At 70.5% G+C, this 17784-nt stretch carries 14 protein-coding genes; 8 read left to right on the top strand and 6 right to left on the bottom strand.

Features of this window, described 5'->3' with window-relative positions; translation table 11 throughout:
* Positions 1 to 76: 76 nt before the first annotated feature.
* The 3 genes from WME82_RS35600 to WME82_RS35590 all read right to left on the bottom strand — a co-directional run bounded on the left by WME82_RS35600 (position 77) and on the right by WME82_RS35590 (position 5579).
* Entirely contained in the window at positions 77 to 1315 is a 1239-nt protein-coding gene (locus tag WME82_RS35600; RefSeq protein ID WP_438038946.1) for a winged helix DNA-binding domain-containing protein, read from the bottom strand.
* A 376-nt stretch (positions 1316 to 1691) separates the two neighbouring features.
* Positions 1692 to 1970, bottom strand: a complete 279-nt coding sequence (locus tag WME82_RS35595; RefSeq protein WP_438038945.1) for a hypothetical protein — start codon at positions 1968 to 1970, stop codon at positions 1692 to 1694.
* A gap of 288 nt (positions 1971 to 2258) precedes the next feature.
* Positions 2259 to 5579 (bottom strand): hypothetical protein, encoded by a 3321-nt coding sequence (locus tag WME82_RS35590; RefSeq protein ID WP_438038944.1) that lies wholly within the window; start codon positions 5577 to 5579, stop codon positions 2259 to 2261.
* 183 nt (positions 5580 to 5762) lie between these two features.
* Here WME82_RS35590 and WME82_RS35585 point away from each other — a divergent pair, with 183 nt between their 5' ends.
* Entirely contained in the window at positions 5763 to 6050 is a 288-nt protein-coding gene (locus tag WME82_RS35585; RefSeq protein WP_438038943.1) for a DUF1993 family protein, read from the top strand.
* Here the strand turns inward: WME82_RS35585 and WME82_RS35580 are convergent.
* Positions 5997 to 7535 (bottom strand): hypothetical protein, encoded by a 1539-nt coding sequence (locus WME82_RS35580; RefSeq protein WP_438038942.1) that lies wholly within the window; start codon positions 7533 to 7535, stop codon positions 5997 to 5999. The two genes, WME82_RS35585 and WME82_RS35580, sit on opposite strands and share 54 nt — an antisense overlap.
* A gap of 406 nt (positions 7536 to 7941) precedes the next feature.
* Between WME82_RS35580 and WME82_RS35575 the strand changes: the two genes are divergently transcribed.
* Positions 7942 to 8889, top strand: coding sequence for a glycosyltransferase family 2 protein (locus WME82_RS35575; RefSeq protein ID WP_438038941.1), 948 nt, complete (start codon positions 7942 to 7944; stop codon positions 8887 to 8889).
* Positions 8890 to 9081: 192 nt separating this feature from the next.
* Here the strand turns inward: WME82_RS35575 and WME82_RS35570 are convergent, their stop codons facing one another.
* Positions 9082 to 10020, bottom strand: a complete 939-nt coding sequence (locus WME82_RS35570) for a UDP-glucuronic acid decarboxylase family protein (protein WP_012239298.1) — start codon at positions 10018 to 10020, stop codon at positions 9082 to 9084.
* 104 nt (positions 10021 to 10124) lie between these two features.
* Here WME82_RS35570 and WME82_RS35565 point away from each other — a divergent pair, with 104 nt between their 5' ends.
* The 3 genes from WME82_RS35565 (at position 10125) to WME82_RS35555 (ending at position 12956) form a co-directional block, all read left to right on the top strand.
* Positions 10125 to 11213: a radical SAM protein gene (locus WME82_RS35565; protein ID WP_438038940.1), complete on the top strand. Its 1089-nt coding sequence runs from the start codon at positions 10125 to 10127 to the stop codon at positions 11211 to 11213.
* Entirely contained in the window at positions 11206 to 12006 is an 801-nt protein-coding gene (locus WME82_RS35560; RefSeq protein ID WP_438038939.1) for an SDR family NAD(P)-dependent oxidoreductase, read from the top strand. The genes WME82_RS35565 and WME82_RS35560 overlap by 8 nt, the downstream gene beginning before the upstream one ends.
* Before the next feature lie 62 nt (positions 12007 to 12068).
* Positions 12069 to 12956: a sugar transferase gene (locus WME82_RS35555; protein ID WP_438038938.1), complete on the top strand. Its 888-nt coding sequence runs from the start codon at positions 12069 to 12071 to the stop codon at positions 12954 to 12956.
* 52 nt (positions 12957 to 13008) lie between these two features.
* Here the strand turns inward: WME82_RS35555 and WME82_RS35550 are convergent, their stop codons facing one another.
* Positions 13009 to 14274: an oligosaccharide flippase family protein gene (locus WME82_RS35550; protein ID WP_437740959.1), complete on the bottom strand. Its 1266-nt coding sequence runs from the start codon at positions 14272 to 14274 to the stop codon at positions 13009 to 13011.
* 152 nt (positions 14275 to 14426) lie between these two features.
* Here WME82_RS35550 and WME82_RS35545 point away from each other — a divergent pair, with 152 nt between their 5' ends.
* Genes WME82_RS35545 through WME82_RS35535 form a run of 3 tightly spaced genes read left to right on the top strand, consistent with a single transcriptional unit; the run spans position 14427 to position 17781 of the window.
* A complete protein-coding gene (locus WME82_RS35545; RefSeq protein WP_438038937.1) occupies positions 14427 to 15842 on the top strand; it encodes a radical SAM protein in 1416 nt (471 codons plus the stop codon).
* Entirely contained in the window at positions 15839 to 16618 is a 780-nt protein-coding gene (locus WME82_RS35540) for a WecB/TagA/CpsF family glycosyltransferase (RefSeq protein ID WP_437912561.1), read from the top strand. The genes WME82_RS35545 and WME82_RS35540 overlap by 4 nt, the downstream gene beginning before the upstream one ends.
* Positions 16615 to 17781 (top strand): DegT/DnrJ/EryC1/StrS family aminotransferase, encoded by a 1167-nt coding sequence (locus tag WME82_RS35535; RefSeq protein ID WP_438038936.1) that lies wholly within the window; start codon positions 16615 to 16617, stop codon positions 17779 to 17781. Before WME82_RS35540 ends, WME82_RS35535 begins: the two co-directional genes overlap by 4 nt.
* Positions 17782 to 17784 lie beyond the last annotated feature (3 nt).

Here is a 17784-nt window from a genome sequence, read left to right as displayed (position 1 = left end):
CTCAGCAGGTCGGGTCGCAGCGACCCGAGTCATCGTCTATCGCCCGGGAAGCCACGTCGATGCGACGCCGGGCGCTTCATCCCTTGGCCTTCGCCCGCGCAGCCGGCGCCTTCGCGGCTGCGCCGCTCTTCGCCTTCGCCCGCGCAGCCGGCGCCTTCGCGGCTGCGCCGCTCTTCGCCTTCGCCCGCGCAGCCGGCGCCTTCGCGGCTCCCGCCTTCCCGAAGCGCACCTCGAACGTGCCGGCGTCCTCCTCCATGAATCGGAGGAGCGCCTCCCCTTCCTCGGCGAGCTGCTCGCGCGCCGCCTTGCCAAGCGCCTCGAACGGCTCGAGCACGAGCGCGGCCGTGGCCTTCTTCCGCTCGATCGTCCATGTGCCGGCCACGAAGCCGTCCACGAGGAACGTCGGCAGGATGCGCAGGTTGGCGGACATGACGATCCGCGGGCGATGCTCGTCCGCGATGACCCGCGTGCGGTCGTCGTGCGCGAGCAGGAGGTTGTCGTAATCGGGTAGAAACCGGGCCGGCGCGGCGGTGTCCGCGGGCGGCCGCGGCGCGTCGGGCAGGTCGAAGAGCTCCCGGCCCCGCTCGTCGCGGAACACGCAGAGCTGCTCTCGCAAGGCGTGGAGCACCTCCTTGACGCGGGTCAGGCCGGACCACGTTTGCACATCGGTCGCTGTCGCCGGGCCGAACGACGCGAGATAACGGAGCACGAGCGCCTGCGGCGCGCCGCCGTCGCGGAGCGGCTTGCCGAGCCAGGACGCCGCCGGGGCGAAGTCCGCCGTTCCGGGATATGCCCACGGGGTCTCGCCGGGCACCTGGACGACCGGCAGGTGCATGCGAACCGCGAGGGCCATGGCCCGCACGTCGCCGCCGGCGTGGAGCTCGGCCAGGTGATCGCGCAGCTCGTCCATGGTCCGCGGCTCCGCGTCGAAGTACGCGCGCGCCTCGGCGACCAGCCGAGCGACGTCGAGGGCGTCCGCGCGCTCGCGGAGGACCGATCGCATCCCGGCGTGGAGCACCGGCGCGATGACCGGGTGCAGATCCAGGTAGTCCCTTGCGCTCACGAGGTGCAGCGTGCCGCGCAGGAACGGCGCCCGGACGACCTCGCGGCGCACGACGAGCTGGACGAGCTGCTCGCGCCGGAACGCCGCGAGCCGCGACCAGAGCCCGATGAACGGCGGCCGCGCCAGCTGGGCCTGGAGCGCAATCAGCCGCTCGATCCCGTGGACGGCCGAGGTCTGCTCCCGCGCGAGCAGCATCTGCCGCGCGAGCGTGGCCCGGTTGAGATCTCTTCGTGTCAGCGTCGGGGTGGGCATGCAGCCCGCGAGCTTACGCGAACCGAGGTTCGCACTCCACGGGCCGCATGCGGCTATCCGCCCGCGGGCACGGTGTAACCAGGGCGTGGCGCCGCGCGACACCACCGACTCGCCCCGGATCGTCCCGCCGGGCGCGGTGCCGGGGCGGTGTGGCTCCGTCAGAATCGATAGAGCACGTTGTCCTGATCACCAGAGACATAGATCGTCCCCGCAGGCGCCCGCGCAGCGGGGCGAAGCGCCTGGACACGAGCGAGCACGGTGCCACCGCCTGCAGGCGACGGCGGAGATGCGCCGACGTCACCGGTGGGACCGGTGCGGTCGGCACCTTCGAGGATCTGCGGGGACGAGGTTGCGGACGCCACGTTCCCAACATGCCCTATCCTCTCACCGCGTCGATCCATCCTCGCCTCGCGGTCGTGCTGAAGCGGCCGTTTGCCCACGCGAAGAGGTACCCGTTCCACGACTGCATCACGGCCCCTGACGGCGTGAGGGCGCGGCAATCCTCGGTCGCGGTCTGGGGGGTGGGCGGCTGGAGCTCCCCGATGCAGGTGACCAGCTCGGTCGCGCGGTCGACGATGCCGAGCTGGTAGTACTGATCGAGGAACACGATGCGTGTCGCGTCGAAATCGACGATGGCGCCGGGGGCGCGCTGCACCACGGTGAGCTTCGGGCTCTCGACTCATGGAGACTCGCGCGAGAGCCGCCGTTGTCGCGAGGGATGTCAAAGATAGAACCGCCAAACCGATGAGCGCGTGGGGCATGGTCATGCGTCCTCCATGGATCCATGGTTACGCCCAGCTTCGATGCCGGCTCTGCCCGTCCCATTCAAGCGCTCGACGTGGGGATGTCATGGGCGGGAGCAATCCAGGCGAGGGGAGCGATGCTCCCCCGCACCTCGCGCGACACCTCGCGCGCTGCCGGAGCGTGCGATGGAACGGTGTCGTCAGGGATTGAACGTGGCGACGAAGATATCGTCACGCCCCGCGTAAGGGATCGGGCCGGTGCCGAAGTCCACTGGCGTGTACGTCGAGCCGACAATCGCGACCGTGCCGTTCGGAGACAGGACGATGTCCTCCACCGTAATCTTGGAGAAAGTGCCCGCAAGCGGCTCGAAGTCGACCGACCAGAGCTCTGTCCCGCTCTCGTCGAGCTTCGCGAGCCCGCCGGCCCCTGCGACGAACATTCCGCCGGAAGGATCGAGCAATATCCTTTCGTAGAAGGGAACCGAGCGGCTGAAGACAACCCCCCCTGCAGCGTCCAGCTTGAGCAGCACGGTTGTCAAACTCTCGCCGTCGCCAAAGTCGACGGTTCCATCCGTGATACCTGTCACGAGGACCTCGTCCGCCGCATTGACCGCCAGTGAGTAGGCCCACTGCAATGGGTCAAGCGACCTGGAAGCGAACTCCCGTCGCCACAGCAGAGCGCCCGCCGGATCGAACTTGGACACGGTAAAATCCCCCCAGCCGAGGTTCATGCCGTTGTAGAATGTTCCGGTCGACACGAGCACATTGCCGGCGCTGTCGACCGCGAGGCCGCCCCCTCCTCCCTCGTGGCCGTAGTATCCTGGCAAGCCTATTGTCCATAGGAGGGCGGCACCTCCGGCGCTCACCTTTGCCAGATGGTAGTACTCCTCGATGAGGTAGAGCATGTACACATTGCCCGCGCCATCGACGACCGTCCGCTGCACTCTCCAAGGAGTGAATACGGGGACTCCGACAAAAAAACCGTTGCTCCAGACGTGATTGCCTTCGAGATCGAGTTGGGCCGCGAAGAGTGCGGAGCCTTCGGCTGGCGGAATCCGGCCCCCGCCGAAATCCGGGCCTGGCTTAAAGGGCATTAGATCGCCGCCGTAGACGCCGGTGAGAAAAATGTTTCCGCTTCCGTCGACGGTCATGGTCGCGCTCCCATCGTAAAACTCGGTCCCGAAGCGCCTGTTCCAGATCACCGCGCCAGCGGGATCGAGCTTGAGGAGGAAGATGTCGGATCCCCCTGCGCTCGTGAGAGGTCCGGCGCCGAAGTCGACCGTTCCTACGAAGTCACCCGAAACGTAGTAGTTGCCCGAGGCGTCGCTCACGATGGACCTGCCACTATCGTAGTCAGGGCCGCCGTATCCCCGTGCCCACGGCGGGAGCCGAGGGCAATGAGGCACACCGTCGCAGCTCTCGTCCACCGGCGTGGCGCAGCGCTCCGCAGCGGGAGTCACGTCACCTGTACAGGGGCCGTAGCCGAGGCCATCGGAGCGACAGGTCTGCGTTCCGGTTTCACATGCCCCGATGCCAACGGTCCCGGCGGGGCCAGTGTAGCAGACGAGGACCGAGCCCGGCGTGCACGAGCCTGGCATGCCGCCGCCGCCGCCCTCACCGGAGCTGCCACCCGCGCCGCCGCCGCCCGCAGCTTCGCAATCGCCCTCGCCGTCGTCGCAGACATGGTTGAACGTGGCGACGAAGACATCGCGATCCGCCGTATAGGGGATCGGGCCGGTCCCGAAGTCCACCGGTCCGAGCATGCTTCCGGTGATCGCAACCGTGCCATTCGGTGAGATCGCGACATCCTCCACGAGAGGATCGAAGTCGACCGACCAGAGCTCCGTTCCGCTCGCGTCGAGCTTGGCAAGGCCGTGCCCGGCGGCGAACAATCCACCCGCGTGATCCAGGCTGATCTTGTCGCCGAAGCGAACCGAGCGGCTGAGGAAATGCTGGCCTGCAGCATCCAGCTTCACGAGCACGGGCCCTTCGGGAAGCACGCCGCCGCCGAAGTCGATGGTCCCGTCCGTGAAGGCCGTCACGACGACCTCGTCCGCCGCGTCGACCACCACCGAGGCGGCCGCTGCCACCGCGGATCCGTCGGTCGAGCTGGACGCGAACGATCGTCGCCACAACAGGACACCTGTCGGCGCGAACTTGGAGACGGTGAGCTCGAGCGGACCGGGGTGCAGCTCGGTCGTTGGGCTCTCGTTCGCCACGAGCACGTTGCCGGCGCTGTCGATCGCGAGGCTTGCTGCTCCATTGACGACGTCTCCTGACAGAGTCTCTCGCCAGGAAAGTGCGACACCTCCGGTGCTCACCTTCGCTAGATAGGTGGTATCGTGGAGAGTGTACGTGTGATCGGTGAGACTGTAGAGCACGTATGCATTGCCGGCGCCATCGACGGCGACCTGCGCTACCTTCCCGGGGAAGGCGCCGGATATGCCGGCCTGGAACCCGTTGCTCCAGATGTGGTTGCCTTCGGGATCGAATTGAACCATGAAGAGCGCGGCGCCCTCAGCGGCCGTGATGGGATTCCCTCCGAAATCTGGGCCCGGTTCCCAAGGATATACATAGCCGCCGTAGAGGCCAGCGAGGAAGATGTTTCCGCTTGCATCGATGGTCATGGTGGCGCTCTCGTCTTCGAACTCGGTCCCGAAGCGCCTGCTCCAGATCACCGAGCCAGAAGGATCGAGCTTGAGCAGGAAGATGTCCGACTCCCCTGCGCTGGTCAGAGGTCCGGCGCCGAAGTCAATGGTTCCTTCGAAGTCGCCCGAGACGTAATAGTTGCCCGAGGCGTCGCTCACGATGGACAGGCCGTTGTCCTGACCTGGACCGCCGTATCCCCGCGCCCACGGCGGGAACCGAGGGCAATGAGGCACGCCGTCGCAGCTCTCGTCCACCGGCGTGACGCAACGCTCTGCGACGGGCGTCACGTCACCTGTACAGGGGCCGTAGCCGAGGCCATCGGAGCGACAGGTCTGCGTTCCGGTTTCACATGCCCCGATGCCAACGGTCCCGGTGGGGCCGGAGTAGCATGCGAGGACCGAGCCCGGGACGCACGTGCCTGGCACGCTGCCGCCCGCGCCGCCGCTGCCGCCGTCACCGATGCTACCGCCCGCGCCGCCACCGCCTACGCTGCCACCGCCCTCACCGGTGCTACCGCCCGCGCCGCCACCGCCTAGGCTGCCACCGCTCTCACCGGTGCTACCGCCCGCGCCGCCACTGCCCACCACGCTGCCGCCGCCGCCCGTACCGTCGCTTCCGCTGCCGCTCACGGAGTCGCAGTCGCCTGCGCTGCCATCGCCGAGCGCGCCATGAGCGCTTTCCGCTCCAGCGCCGCCGTCGTCCACCGCGCCTCCACGCACAGCCGGCTCGCACGCCGTGGAGGCCAGGACGGCCGCGATGATCGAGGCGGTCGAAGCGCCTCGGTTGGGCTTGAATGACACTGAATCCATTCCCTCAAAGTCTCTGGTCATGCCATCTTCGTTGCTCGGCGGGGGCAGCACGTTCACGTTCATGCTCCGCCGCGGGATCCCGACGAGCGGAGGCGAGGTGCTCGGACATAAGACGTTGTCGGGCGCAGCGGCCGCGATCTCTGCGTCGGTGCCAGGTGCCGGCCATGACGCCGCACGCAGGCTTGACGCGCGGCGGCCGCGGGTCGAAGGACAGCGACGACTGGCTTCACGAGCAGGGAGAAGAGCATGAGCCTTTCCGACAGTTCGTTGCCGGAGATGGCGCGCATGCTCGCCCAGGTGCTGGTCTGGCTCGACGAGGCCCAGGCCTACGCCGAGCAGAAGAAGGTCGACCCGGAGGTGCTCCTGACCGCGCGCCTCGCGCCCGACCAGTCCTCGCGGCGCAGGACCAGCTGGACGAGCTGCTCGCGCCGGAACGCCGCGAGCCGCGATCAGAGCCCGATGAAAGGCGGCCGCGCCACGTCAGAATCGATAAAGCACGTTGTCCTCATCGCCAGAGACATAGATCGTCCCTGACGGGCCCACGGCGACGCCGCTCAACGCATAGGTCGGCACCGTCCCCGTGACCGCCTCGAGCCCCACCTTGAGGTGCTTTTTCACGACCCAGGTGTCCCCCGTCGACGGGTCGACGCGCAGCAGGCGGCGCTTCCCGACCTCCACGACGAGCAGGGTGCCGTCCAGATCGACCGCCATCCCCTCCGGCTGATCCAGGCCGTCGGCCACCACGAGCGGCGGAGAGAGCGTCACGCCCCCCGCCGCCACATGGAGGATCTGGCCCGTGGCCCAGTCGGCGGCCCAGAGGTCGCCTCCCGACACCGCGAGGCCCGAGGGCACGGTCATCGGCGCGAGCGTCACGGGGCCGCCAGCCGTCTGGCGGGCGACGCGCGCCGCGCCGGGCCCCGCGCCGAGCTCGGCCACCACGAGATCGCCCTGGAACCGGACCGCGTTGAGCGGCGAGACGAAGTTGCTGTACGTCTCGAGGACCGTCGCCGTCGCCGGGTCGTAGGTCTGAACCACGCTGCTGAACCACGCGGTCAAGATCAAGTTCGAGCCGTCCGCCGACACCGTGGCAGGCGCGTGAAACTCCGACTCTCCGAGGAACGACCGCTCGACGCCCAGCGGAGCCCCCGTGTCCCCGTCGAACTTCCGCAGCGACGACAGATCGCCCACATAGACCGACTCGGCCCCTCCTTCGGTCGTCACGGCCACGCCGCCGGGCATGATCATGCCGCCCGGCATGATCGTGCGCACCTGGCCGCTCGGCCTGATGCGGACGAGGCAGCCGTCGCTGGCGCTCGACACGTAGAGATTGCCCTGCGGGTCGAAGGCGAGGTTGTCGAGCCCCGGCGTGAGCTCCGCGATGACCTCCTTCTCGCCCGTCTCGATGTCGATCCGCACCACCTCGCCGTTCTGATCGACCACGTGGAGCCGGCCGAGCCCGTCGAACTTGGCCGCCGCGGGGATGAAGAAGCCGTCCGCGACCGTCTGGAGGTCGCACTCCACCTCCGGGTCGACGGCGCCGGTGCAGGAGTCCACATCGATGCTGATCACCCTGCCTTGCGTCCAGATCGGCCCGTACAACCTGCCGTCGGGCCCCCAGTCCATGCCGTTCAGGAAGCCGAGGTTGCTCGCGATGTGGCGCGGCGGAGCCGACAGCTCCGGATCGACCTCGTAGAGCCCGTCACCGAAGAAGTCGAGCGCCACGAAGAGCCGCCCCGTATCGGAGAACGTGATGGGGTTGACGCCCGGCGCGACGAACTGCTGGGTGATCTCGCCGGAAGGCGCGTGCCGCACGACATTGCCAGGGATGAGCGAGGTCCAGTAGAGCGAGCCATCCGGGCCGAACGTGAGGTCGTCCGGGCCATCGATCCCGTCCGACGCGTCGAGCCGATCCACGATGGCTCCGCTCTTGCGGTTCACGATGGCGATCTCATTGCCAAGGAAGCTCGCGACGTACAGCCGACCATCCGGCCCCACATTCATCCCATTGGTGCCGTGCATCGGTGACCCCTCGGCGAGGACCGGCCGCCTTGCATGCGCCGACGACGAGGCTCCCAGAAGCACCGTGCTACCCAGCACGAACGCAAAAAGCCTGTGCATAAGCTCTCCCTTCAGCGCCGCGCCTGGACCGGCACACCCAAGGATCACGATGACGTCAGGCGCGAAACCAGCGCGACGGCGCGAACCTCCGGCGGACTTTGTAGTCACGCGGGGTTGTTCTTACGCTAACATAATCAGGAGCCTTCCCCAAGCATAAAATTTGTGCAATGGATGCGGACGCGCCGGCATCGTTCGCGTCGTCGGCGCCGCTGGCATCGTCGCCGGCATCGTCAGTTCCTCGGTGGCCATCCCGCGCGGCGCGCGCCGCGTGACACCCGAGCCGGCGTGGTGGTATGCGTCGGAGTCGATGGCTGCCAGCATCTGCCTGCCGGCGTACAACGAAGTCCGCACCATCGAGGCGACGCTCACCGAGCTGTCGCGGCTCGGCCCCGAGGTGGACGAGATCCTCGTCTGTCTCAACGGGTGCACGGACGGCACCGAGCGTGTCGTCGAGGCGTTCCGGGGGCGGGAGCCGCGGCTCTCCGTCATCGAGAGCGAGCTCGGAAAGAACAACGCCTGGAACGCCCTGGTGGCCCGGGCGCGCAACCGTCGCCTCGTGTTCACGGACGCGGACGTGCGCCCGGCCGAGGGCTCCATCTCGGCCCTGCTGCGGGCCCTGGAGCGCTCTCCGCGCGCCGCCGTCGCCGCGGCCTTCGAGCAGCCGCGCGGGGCGCCGCCGCCGCCGCTCGGCACCGTCCTCCGCCTGCTGACGACCAGCCTCGGTCAGGACTACATTTCCGGTCGCCTCTATGCCATCGATCGCGATCGGCTGGGCGCGGTGATGGCCGATCGTGGGCTCCTGCTTGCGGGGGCGCTCCCTCGGCTGCCCGTCGACCTCGTGACCGAGGACTCGTGGCTCACGGCGCTCGTCGCCGGCGACGCGCTGGTCGTGGTCCCCGAGGCGCCCATCCACTTCGAGGTGGACAGCATGGCCGACGTGGTCCGCGCGCTGGCGCGCAACGCCGCCGCGAGAGAGCAGCTCCGCTCGAGCTACCCGGAGCTCTACCGGCGCGACGGCGCCCGCCTGCTCTCGGCGCAGTCGGCGCCGAGGATCCTCCTGGACCGGCTGAGATCGGCGCCGGGGCCTTTCGCGGTCACGCGCGGGCTCGGAGGGATGGCCCTCAGGGCTGCGATCCACCGCGTGCTCGGAGAGCGGATCCGGGCGCAGCGCGACCGCATCCTGGCGGACGTCAGCGCCGGCCGCGGCGGGCGCGTCATGGCCACCTCCGGCCGCCTCCCGTCGAAGGGCGGCTGAGCGCCCGTCCCGGCAGGGCGACTATCCCCATCGCCGGCTGACCGATCCCCTCAATTGGCTGGCATCTTGGCGGGGAGTTGAACAGGGAGGCGGAGAGACGGGGAGGTTGATGGGAATTGACTCCCCGTCTCCCCGTCTCCCCGTGAACTTTCCCCCGGAAAATTCGAGGGGACGCTCCGGCCTCGCCGGACGTCAGACGCGCGGGCGGAACCAGTCGATCGTGCGATCGAGGCCCGAGTCGAGATCCACCACCGGACGCCAGCCGAGCAGCTCGGTGGCCCGGGAGATGTCGGGCCTGCGCCGCTGGGGATCGTCGATGAGGGCATCGCTCATCGTCAGCTTCGCGCGCCCGCCGGTCTTGCGGATGATGAGCTCGGCGAGGTCCTGCATCCTCGTCTCGGCCGGATTCCCGAGGTTGACCGGCCCGGTCAGGTCCTTGGCGTTCATCACGCGAACCAGCCCCTCGATGAGGTCGCTGACGAAGCAGAACGAGCGCGTGCGGTGGCCTCCGCCGTACAGCTCCAGCGCCTCGCCGCGCAGCGCCTTCACCACGAAGTTGGCGATGACCCGGCCGTCGTTCCGGTCCATGTTCGGGCCATAGGTATTGAAAATGCGCACGATGACGGTATCGACGTTGCGGGTCTGGCGGTACTCCCAGAAGTACGTCTCCGCGACCCGCTTGCTCTCGTCGTAGCAGGCCCGAGGCCCGATGGGGTTGACGTTCCCCCAGTAGTCCTCGTGCTGCGGGTGGACGAGCGCGTCGCCATAGACCTCGGAGGTGGAGGCCTGCAGGACCCGGGCCCCCAGCTCCTGCGCCAGGCGGAGGACGTTGATCGCGCCGAACACGTTCGTGTTGAGCGTGTGCACCGGATCGGCCCGGTACTTCACGGGCGACGCCGCGCAGGCCATGTTGTAGATCTGGTCGACCTCGAAGCGGAGCGGCTCGCTCACGTCGCAGCGGTGCAGCTCGAACCGCGGGTTCTTCAGCAGCGGCCCGAGGTTCTCGTCACGCCCCGTCACCATGCTGTCGACGCAGATCACGTGGTGCCCGTCGGCCAGAAGCCGCGCGCAGAGGTGCGATCCGAGGAAACCAGCCCCACCCGTGACCAGGATTCGCTTGCTCGCACTCATCGGAAAAATACCTCCTTGACGCGCTGTTCGGTAGAGATCTGGGCCGCGGCGCCGTGATTGGTCGAAAACCCATTACCATAGGAAATAGATGTTACAAAGACCGGATGACATCTGGAGGCGAGTTCCTTATCATGCAGCGCGTGCACCGCTCACCTCGTTACCTGGGTTCGCTCGTCCGCGCAAAGCTCGCCCGCGAAGCGCGTCCCATCTGGGTGGATGTGTGCGTCACCAACCGATGCCACCTGAGCTGCGAGTACTGCTACGGCGACTACCACCACCGGCACGACGACATCGGACAGCTCAAGGTCGAGCAGCTGTTCGCGATCGTGGACGAGGCGGCGGCGCTGGGGACGGCGGTCCTGACGCTCACGGGCGGCGAGCCGATGCTGCACAAATCCATTGGCCGCATCATCGAGCGGGCGGTGAGCCGAGGGATCTCGGTGGGAATGGTCACCAGCGGATTCCGCGTCAAGGAGCGCGTGCATGAGCTCGTCAACCTGAGCTCGATCGTGGTGAGCGTCGACGGCCCGGAGCCGATCAACGATCTGAACCGCGGTCAGGGGACCTTCGCCGTGGCCATGGCCGCGCTCGAGGCGTGCCAGGCGCGCGGCATTCCGCGCATCGTGAAGGCGGTGCTGAACCGCCGGAACAAGGACCAGGTGCCCTGGCTCCTCGAGCTGGCGGGCCGCTTCGGCGCGCGGCTCGAGGTCGTCATGACCTACGCCCCGCAGTCCGATCGGCAGCTGCGCATCCACGGCGACAACTCCCTCGACGCGGGCGAGCGGCAGGCCCTGGCGGACGCGCTGCTCGAGCACAAGCGCCGGGGGGCGCCGATGGTCTTCCGCGAGCGCGTCTGGGAGAACATGGCGCGCTGGTGGCAACACCACGGCGGGGATCGCGTCACCCGGGAGGAGCGGCGGGAGCATTTCGAGTACCTCCCGTGCAGCGCGGGCCGGTACTACGCCTTCATCGACGGCGACGGCCGCATGTACCCGTGCAACCAGCGGCTCGCGGACTTCCCCGCCAGGAGCGTGCTCGAGGTCGGCGTCCGGGCCGCGTGGGAGCACCTGCGCGATCACGGCTGCTTCGCCTGCGCGGCGCCGTGGCTCAACCAGCAGCACCTCGTGAGCAGCGAGCGGCTCCTCGCGCGCAGCCTGGGGCGAGATCTGCTGGCGCGGGTCGCGCGTGCCTGAGCGGACGCTCGCCATCGTCGTGCTCGGCGGCTCGCGCGGGATCGGGCGGGCCATCGTCGCGCGCGCGCTCGCGGAGGGGCACCGGGTGTTCGCCGGCGCGCGGGACGAGCGCGCGCTCCTCGCGCTGCAGCAGAGCGCCGCGCCCGAGGGCGCCGGCCGCCGGCTCGGCACGGGCGCGGTGGACGTCGGCGACGACGCCTCCCAGCGCGCCTTCTTCGGCGCGGCGCGCGCGTTCCTCGGCGGGATCGACGTCGTCGTCAACAACGCCGCCCGGGAGGGCTACGGGCGCCTCGACGAGATGGCGCTCGAGGACGTCGAGGCGATCGTCCGCACCAACCTCCTCGGCGTCATCCTCGGATGCCGGCACGCGGCGCAGGCGATGGGGGACGGCGGAGGCCACATCATCAACGTCGGCTCCGAGGTCTCGTTCCGCGCCGTGCCCATGAAGAGCGTCTACTGCGCCACGAAGTTCGCCGTCCGCGGGCTGAGCGACGCGCTCGCGCTCGAGCTCGCGCCCCGGGGGATCCGGGTCTCCCAGGTGCACCCCGGGTGGGTGGACACGGGCCTGCACGAGGACGAGCGGCGGCGCCGGGGCTCGGTGTCCCGGCCGCACGACGGCGGCGTCCCGGTGGAGCGGGTCGCCGAGAGCGTGGCCGCGCTCTGGCGCGCGCCGCGGGCGCAGGGCGGCGCTCCGCTGCGGCTCCGCCTCCGCAGCGTGGTGGGAGAGCTCTTTCCGGCGTGGGCGCGGTGGCGGACGCGCCGGGCGTTCGGGGAGCAGCTGAGAGAGGGCTGAGGCGAGACGGCAGGGCGGGGGAGCCGCCGCGACGCCGGAACGGAGACCACCAGGAGGTTTTCTTGACCTGTGCAACGACGTCCTTCCCTCAAGGTGCAACCGCGCCGCCTCCTCCGCTCGATCCGGGCGCCCCCGTCGTCGTCGAGGGCCTCGACGCGGTGGGGGAGGTGCTGCGGCGGGCGCGCGGGCGGGCGCAGGCGGTCGCGATCGCCTCGCGGGACCTCGAGTGGCTCGCGGCGCGCCTCGGCCTGTCGGAGCGGACCGCGGAGGGGCTCCCGGTGGTCCGGTTCGGCTCGGGCGAGCGGGGCGGCCTCGACGCCGCGGCCACCCGGGCCGTCGAGAAGCTCGTGGCCCTGTCGGTGCTGCTCGGGGGCGCGCCGCTGTGGCTGACGATCGCGCTGCTGATCCACCTCGAGTCCCCCGGTGGGCCGTTCCACGTCGCCCCGCGCGCAGGGCTGCGCGGGAAGCCGTTCCTGTTCTTCAAGTACCGGACGATGCGGACGCGGCGACGGGACGGCGAGGACAGGGGCGACGCCGCGCGGCTCTCGGTCATCCGCGGCGAGATCCCCGGCTTCGTGCGCGACGATGGGGTCGTCATCCCCAAGGACCCCAGGGATCCGCGCATCACGCGGCTGGGCGGCGTCCTGCGCTGGCTGTGCCTCGACGAGATCCCCCAGCTCCTCCACGTCCTCACGGGCGACATGGCCCTCGTGGGGCCGAGGCCCTATCCGATGGCGGAGTTCGACGCGCTCAAGCCGTGGCACCGCCTCCGGACCGAAGGCCGGCCCGGGATCACCGGCCTGTGGCAGGTCGTGGCGCGCAACCAGGTGACCTTCGACCAGAGCGTCATCCTCGACATCTACTACCTGACCAACGCCAGCTTCTGGGGCGATCTGAAGATCATGGCGATCACGCCGCTGCGCATGCTCTTCGGCGTGGGGAGCTACTGACGCCGTGCGCCGGGTGATCGACGACGCCGTGAAAGGTCCGCTCCTCGGCCGCTCAGGAGGCCCCGAGGTGGTCCCTGACGCGAAAGAGGACGATCACCTCGCCGGCCACCAGGCCGAGCGTGACCACGAGCTTCACCGCGGCCGCGCCGGCGGCGCCGTGCGCGGGCACCGCCCACAGGTCCCCGGCCGCGATGAGGAGCACGGTGACCGTCCAGAGGGCCGCGTACGGGCGCTGCTGGCCCGCGGCGAAGAGCATCGGGCCGATGGCGAGCTCCGGCACCATCCACACGAGCGCCGTGGTCAGGAGCTGCAGCGGCAGCACGGCGCTCGCGTAGTCGGGGCCGAACACGAGCCGGACGAGCGGCCCGCCCATCCACCACACAACGGCGCTCATGAGCGCGCCCGCGGCCATGAGCCCGACGAAGGTGAGCGTGGCGAGGCGCCTGCGGGCGCTCGCGGAGCGGCTGGCGACGAAGGCGGGGAAGACCGCCGCGCGCACGACGCCCGGCAGCATCATGGCGCCGCCGATCAGGCGCTGGACCGCGCTCATGTCGCCGACCGCGTGGGGGGTGCTCATCCAGCCCAGCATCAGGAGATCGAGCTGGAAGTAGAGAGGGCTGGCGAGCATCACCACCGCGAGCGGCCCGGCCTCACGGAGGAAACCCTGCGGCAGCGCCGCGCCCTCGCTGGACCACTGCCGGCGATCGAGGAGCTGGGCGGCGAGGGCCAGGGCCAGCGCGAGGGCGACCAGGTGGCCCGCGACGAGGGCCCACGCCAGGCCGAGCGCGCCGAGCCCCGAGAGCAGCGCGCCCGTCCCCAGCCCGAAGGACGTGACCGCCATGGTGACCGCCACCAGCACCTCGCGCTCCATCCGCTGGTGCCCGCGGAACACCTGGTTGAGCATCTCGACGAACGAGGCCATCAGCCAGGCGGCCGTCAGCAGCCACACGAGCGTCCGGCGTGGCGAGGCCGCGCCCGCGAGGAGGCCGACCACGAGGCCGACGGCGCCGGCGGCCAGCGTCACGGCGAGCTTGAGGCGCACGAGCGGGCCGATGGGAGCGCCGGGATCGCGGGCCACCTCCCGCGCGATGAACAGGTGCAGGCCGAGGTCCGCGAGCTCGCCGAGCAGGAAGCCCACGGCGAAGGCGTAGCTGTAGTCGCCGAAGCCCGCGGGCCCCAGGAGCCGCGCGGCGACGACCGCGAGGAGCATGCGGACGCCGCGCGAGACGAGATCGCTCGCGGTCTTCAGCGCCATGCTGCCCGAGACGCTTCGCCTCGCCGGCGGCGGGGCGTCCTCGCGGAGCGCCGACGACGTCATGGATGGAGGAGATCCTTCACCGGAGGTCGCCGCGCGCGCATGCCGCTCCCCTATCGCCCCGATCGCGGTGCGGTTCAACTTCCCGTCGGCGGTCACGTGGAGCGGCGGGGCGCCGCGCCGCGCGTGAAAGATCCAATCGAGGAGAGGACCACGTGAAGACCAGCACGGATGGCAACGTTTCGTTGGTGCAGCTCAGGCGAAAGGAGTCGCTGGTGTCGGCGGACATCGAGCCGCCGGAGATCCTGCTCGAGCGGGCCCTCGCCCTGGCGGTGCCGGCCACGCGCCCGGCCGCCGCGCCGCGGCCCCACGGCCAGACCCGGGAGCTCACGCGCCGCGGCGTGCTGTGGCTCGGGCAGACGTGCAACCTGCGCTGCCACTTCTGCTACTTCCTCGATCGGATCGAGGACAAGGAGCACCCCGAGCACCCGTTCATGTCGCTGGAGAAGGCGCAGGAGATCTGCCGGACCCTCGTCGAGTTCTACGGGAACGACGCGATCGACATCCAGGGCGGCGAGCCGACCATCTGGCGCGACATCCATGCGCTGATCCGGTACTGCGCCGGGATCGGCCTCGCGCCGACGCTCATCACGAACGCGCTGGTGCTCGACAAGCGCGACAAGGCGCAGCAGTTCAAGGACTCCGGCGTCGCCGACTTCCTTGTCAGCGTCCAGGGGCTCGGGAAGGCGCACGACCTGGCCGTGGGCGTGAGCGGCGCGCACGTGCGCCAGATGCGCGCGCTGAACCACCTCATCGCGCTCGACGTGCCGTTCCGCGTCAACTGCGTGATGTCGAAGCTCGCCGTGCCGCAGCTCCCGGCGATCGCGAGGCTCTCGGTGGAGCTGGGGGCGCGCGCCGTCAACTTCCTCGCCTTCAACCCGTTCGCGGATCAGCGCAAGGAGGGCGCCCGCACCGCGGAGAACGTGCCTCGTTATGGCGACCTGCGGGGCCCGCTCGACGAGGCCCTGGACGTGCTCGCGCAAGCGGGCGTGGAGGCGAACGTCAGGTACCTGCCCCACTGCATCGTCCCCGAGCGCCACTGGCCGTCGGTGTACAACTACCAGCAGCTCTCGTACGACCCGCACGAGTGGGATTTCGCGAGCTGGACCTGGACCAACAAGGGCCCGCAGCGGATGCGGGCCGGCGCGGTGTCGCCGCCCGTCCCGCTCGGCGCGCGGCCGCGCCTCGGCCGGCTCCGGCAGCCGCTCCTCCGCCTGGCGGACGCGATCGACCTCCGGGGTCGGATGCTCCGCGCCGACACGGACCCGCGGCTCGGCCCCATGATGAGGAAGCTGGAAGGGCTGTCCTACCGGCTCTTCCGCCGCCGCGGGGATCGCGACGCCGCCTACCGCCACGACGCGCTGAACCGCGTCGAGCACAACGGCTACCAGAAGGGCGCGGCGTGCCAGCGCTGCGCGCTCCGCGACATCTGCGACGGGTTCCACGGCGACTACGTCGCGATGTTCGGCACCGACGAGGCGCGGCCCGTCCTCGATCGCGCCCCGGTCAGCGATCCTCGCGCGTTCATCAGCGCGCAGGACAAGGTGGCGCCGGCCAGGGGAGAGGCATGACCGTCGCTCCGCCCTCGATCGCGCCCCGGGTCGACGTCCTCGGCGTCCCCGTCACGCGGCTCTCCTTCGAGCAGCTGCTGCGTCGCCTGGACGAGGCCTTGCGGGCGGAGCGCGCCAGGCCCGACTACTACACCTACGTCAACGCGTACTGCGCCACGCTGGCGGCGCGCGAGTCGCCGTACCGCGCCTCCGTTTCCCGGGCCGACGTCGTGTACGCCGACGGCATCGGGGTGGTCTGGGCGGCGCGCCTGCTGGGCGGGCCGTGCCCGGAGCGGATCAACGTGGGCCCGATCGAGCTGGGCCGGATCGTGGATCTCTGCGCCGAGCGCGGGGCATCGGTCTTCCTGCTCGGCGGCGCGCCCGGGATCGCCGACGAGGTCGCGCGCCGCCTGGTCGCGGAGCGCCCGGGGCTCCGGATCGCCGGCGTTCACCACGGGTACTTCGCCCCCGAGGAGGAGGCGGCGGTGGTCCGGGAGATCAACGGGTCGGGCGCCGCGTTGCTCATCGTCGGCCTCGGCCCGCCCAAGCAGGAGCTCTGGGTGAGCCAGCACCTCGGGGCGCTCCAGGTGCGCGCCACCTGGTGTATGGGGGGGCTGCTGGATCAGGTGGCGGGCGCCGTCGCCTACCCGCCCGAGTGGGTGCGCCGGAGCCACGTCCAGTGGCTCTACCGCCTGGCGGTCGAGCCGCGGCGGCTCTGGCGGCGGTACCTGCTCGGCATCCCGGAGTTCATCGGCCGCGTCGTCCACCAGCGCCTTCGTCCGGAGAGACAAGCATGAGCGACCAGCGACCCTTCATCCCCATGGTCTCGCCGCAGGTGGACGATCCGGACGCGATCGCGGCGCAGATCGCCGACGTCCTGCGCTCGGGGCGGCTCAGCAACGGCGGCCCGCTCGCCGAGGGCTTCGAGCGGGCGATCGCGGCGTTCCTCGGCGTCGAGGAGGCCGTGGCCGTCTCGAACGGCGCCGTCGCGATCAGCCTCGCCATCGAGGCCGCGGCGGTACGGCGGGGCAAGGCGATCCTCCCGGCCTTCACCTTCATCGCGACGCTCAACGCCGCGGTGCACGCTGGCTTCGAGCCGGTCTTCTGCGACATCGACCCGGAGACCTGGACGCTGGATCCGGGGCACCTGCGCCGCCTGCTCGCGGAGCACGGCGCGACGCTGGTCCTCCCGGTCAACGTGTTCGGCGTCCCGCCCGATCTCGCCGCCATCGCGCGCGAGGCCCGCGGCGCGGGCGCGGCCGTGATCTACGACAACGCGCACGGCATGGGCACCGAGGCGGCGAGCCGGGAGGCCGAGGCGCTCCTCACCGCGACGACCTACTCGCTGCACGCCACCAAGGTCCTCGTGGCCGCGGAGGGCGGCGTGGTCGTCTCCCCGGACCGCGAGGTGAGCGCGGCGATGCGCCGGCTGCGCAACCACGGGCTCGCGCAGCCGCTCTCGGCGTCGGTCCCGGGGATGAACGCCAAGCTGGACGAGCTGCGCGCCGCCCTGGCGCTCTCGTCGCTCCGCCGGCTCCCGGAGGCGCTGGCCCGCAGGCGGACGTACCTCGACCGGCTGCGCGCGGCCCTGTCCCGGCACCCGCAGGTGTACCGCACCCAGCGCATCCCGCCGGGCGTGATCCCCAACGGGCAGAACCTCGGCGTCGGGTTGATCGACGCCCCGATCGACGACGTCATCGCGGCCTTCGCGCGGCGCGGCGTCGAGGCGCGCCGGTACTTCTACCCGCCCCTGCACGCGCTGGACTGCTTCCCCGCGGGCCCCGCCCTCCCGAACACGGACCGGCTGTGCGCGGGCCAGGTATGCCTGCCCCTGCACGGCCGGATGAGCGAGGAGACGCTCGAGCGTGTCGAGGCCGCCATCCACGGCGTCGCGGAGGAGCTGGAGGCGCGGCGGCCGTCCGCGCGCTCCTCGAGGCCCGCGCTCCTGGGCGCCACGTAGGGG

This window comes from Sorangium sp. So ce128 (assembly GCF_051525245.1).
Classification (GTDB): domain Bacteria; phylum Myxococcota_A; class Polyangia; order Polyangiales; family Polyangiaceae; genus Sorangium; species Sorangium cellulosum_B.
Note: the sequence above shows the minus strand (reverse complement) of the source record. Positions and strands in the feature narration are given on the sequence as shown.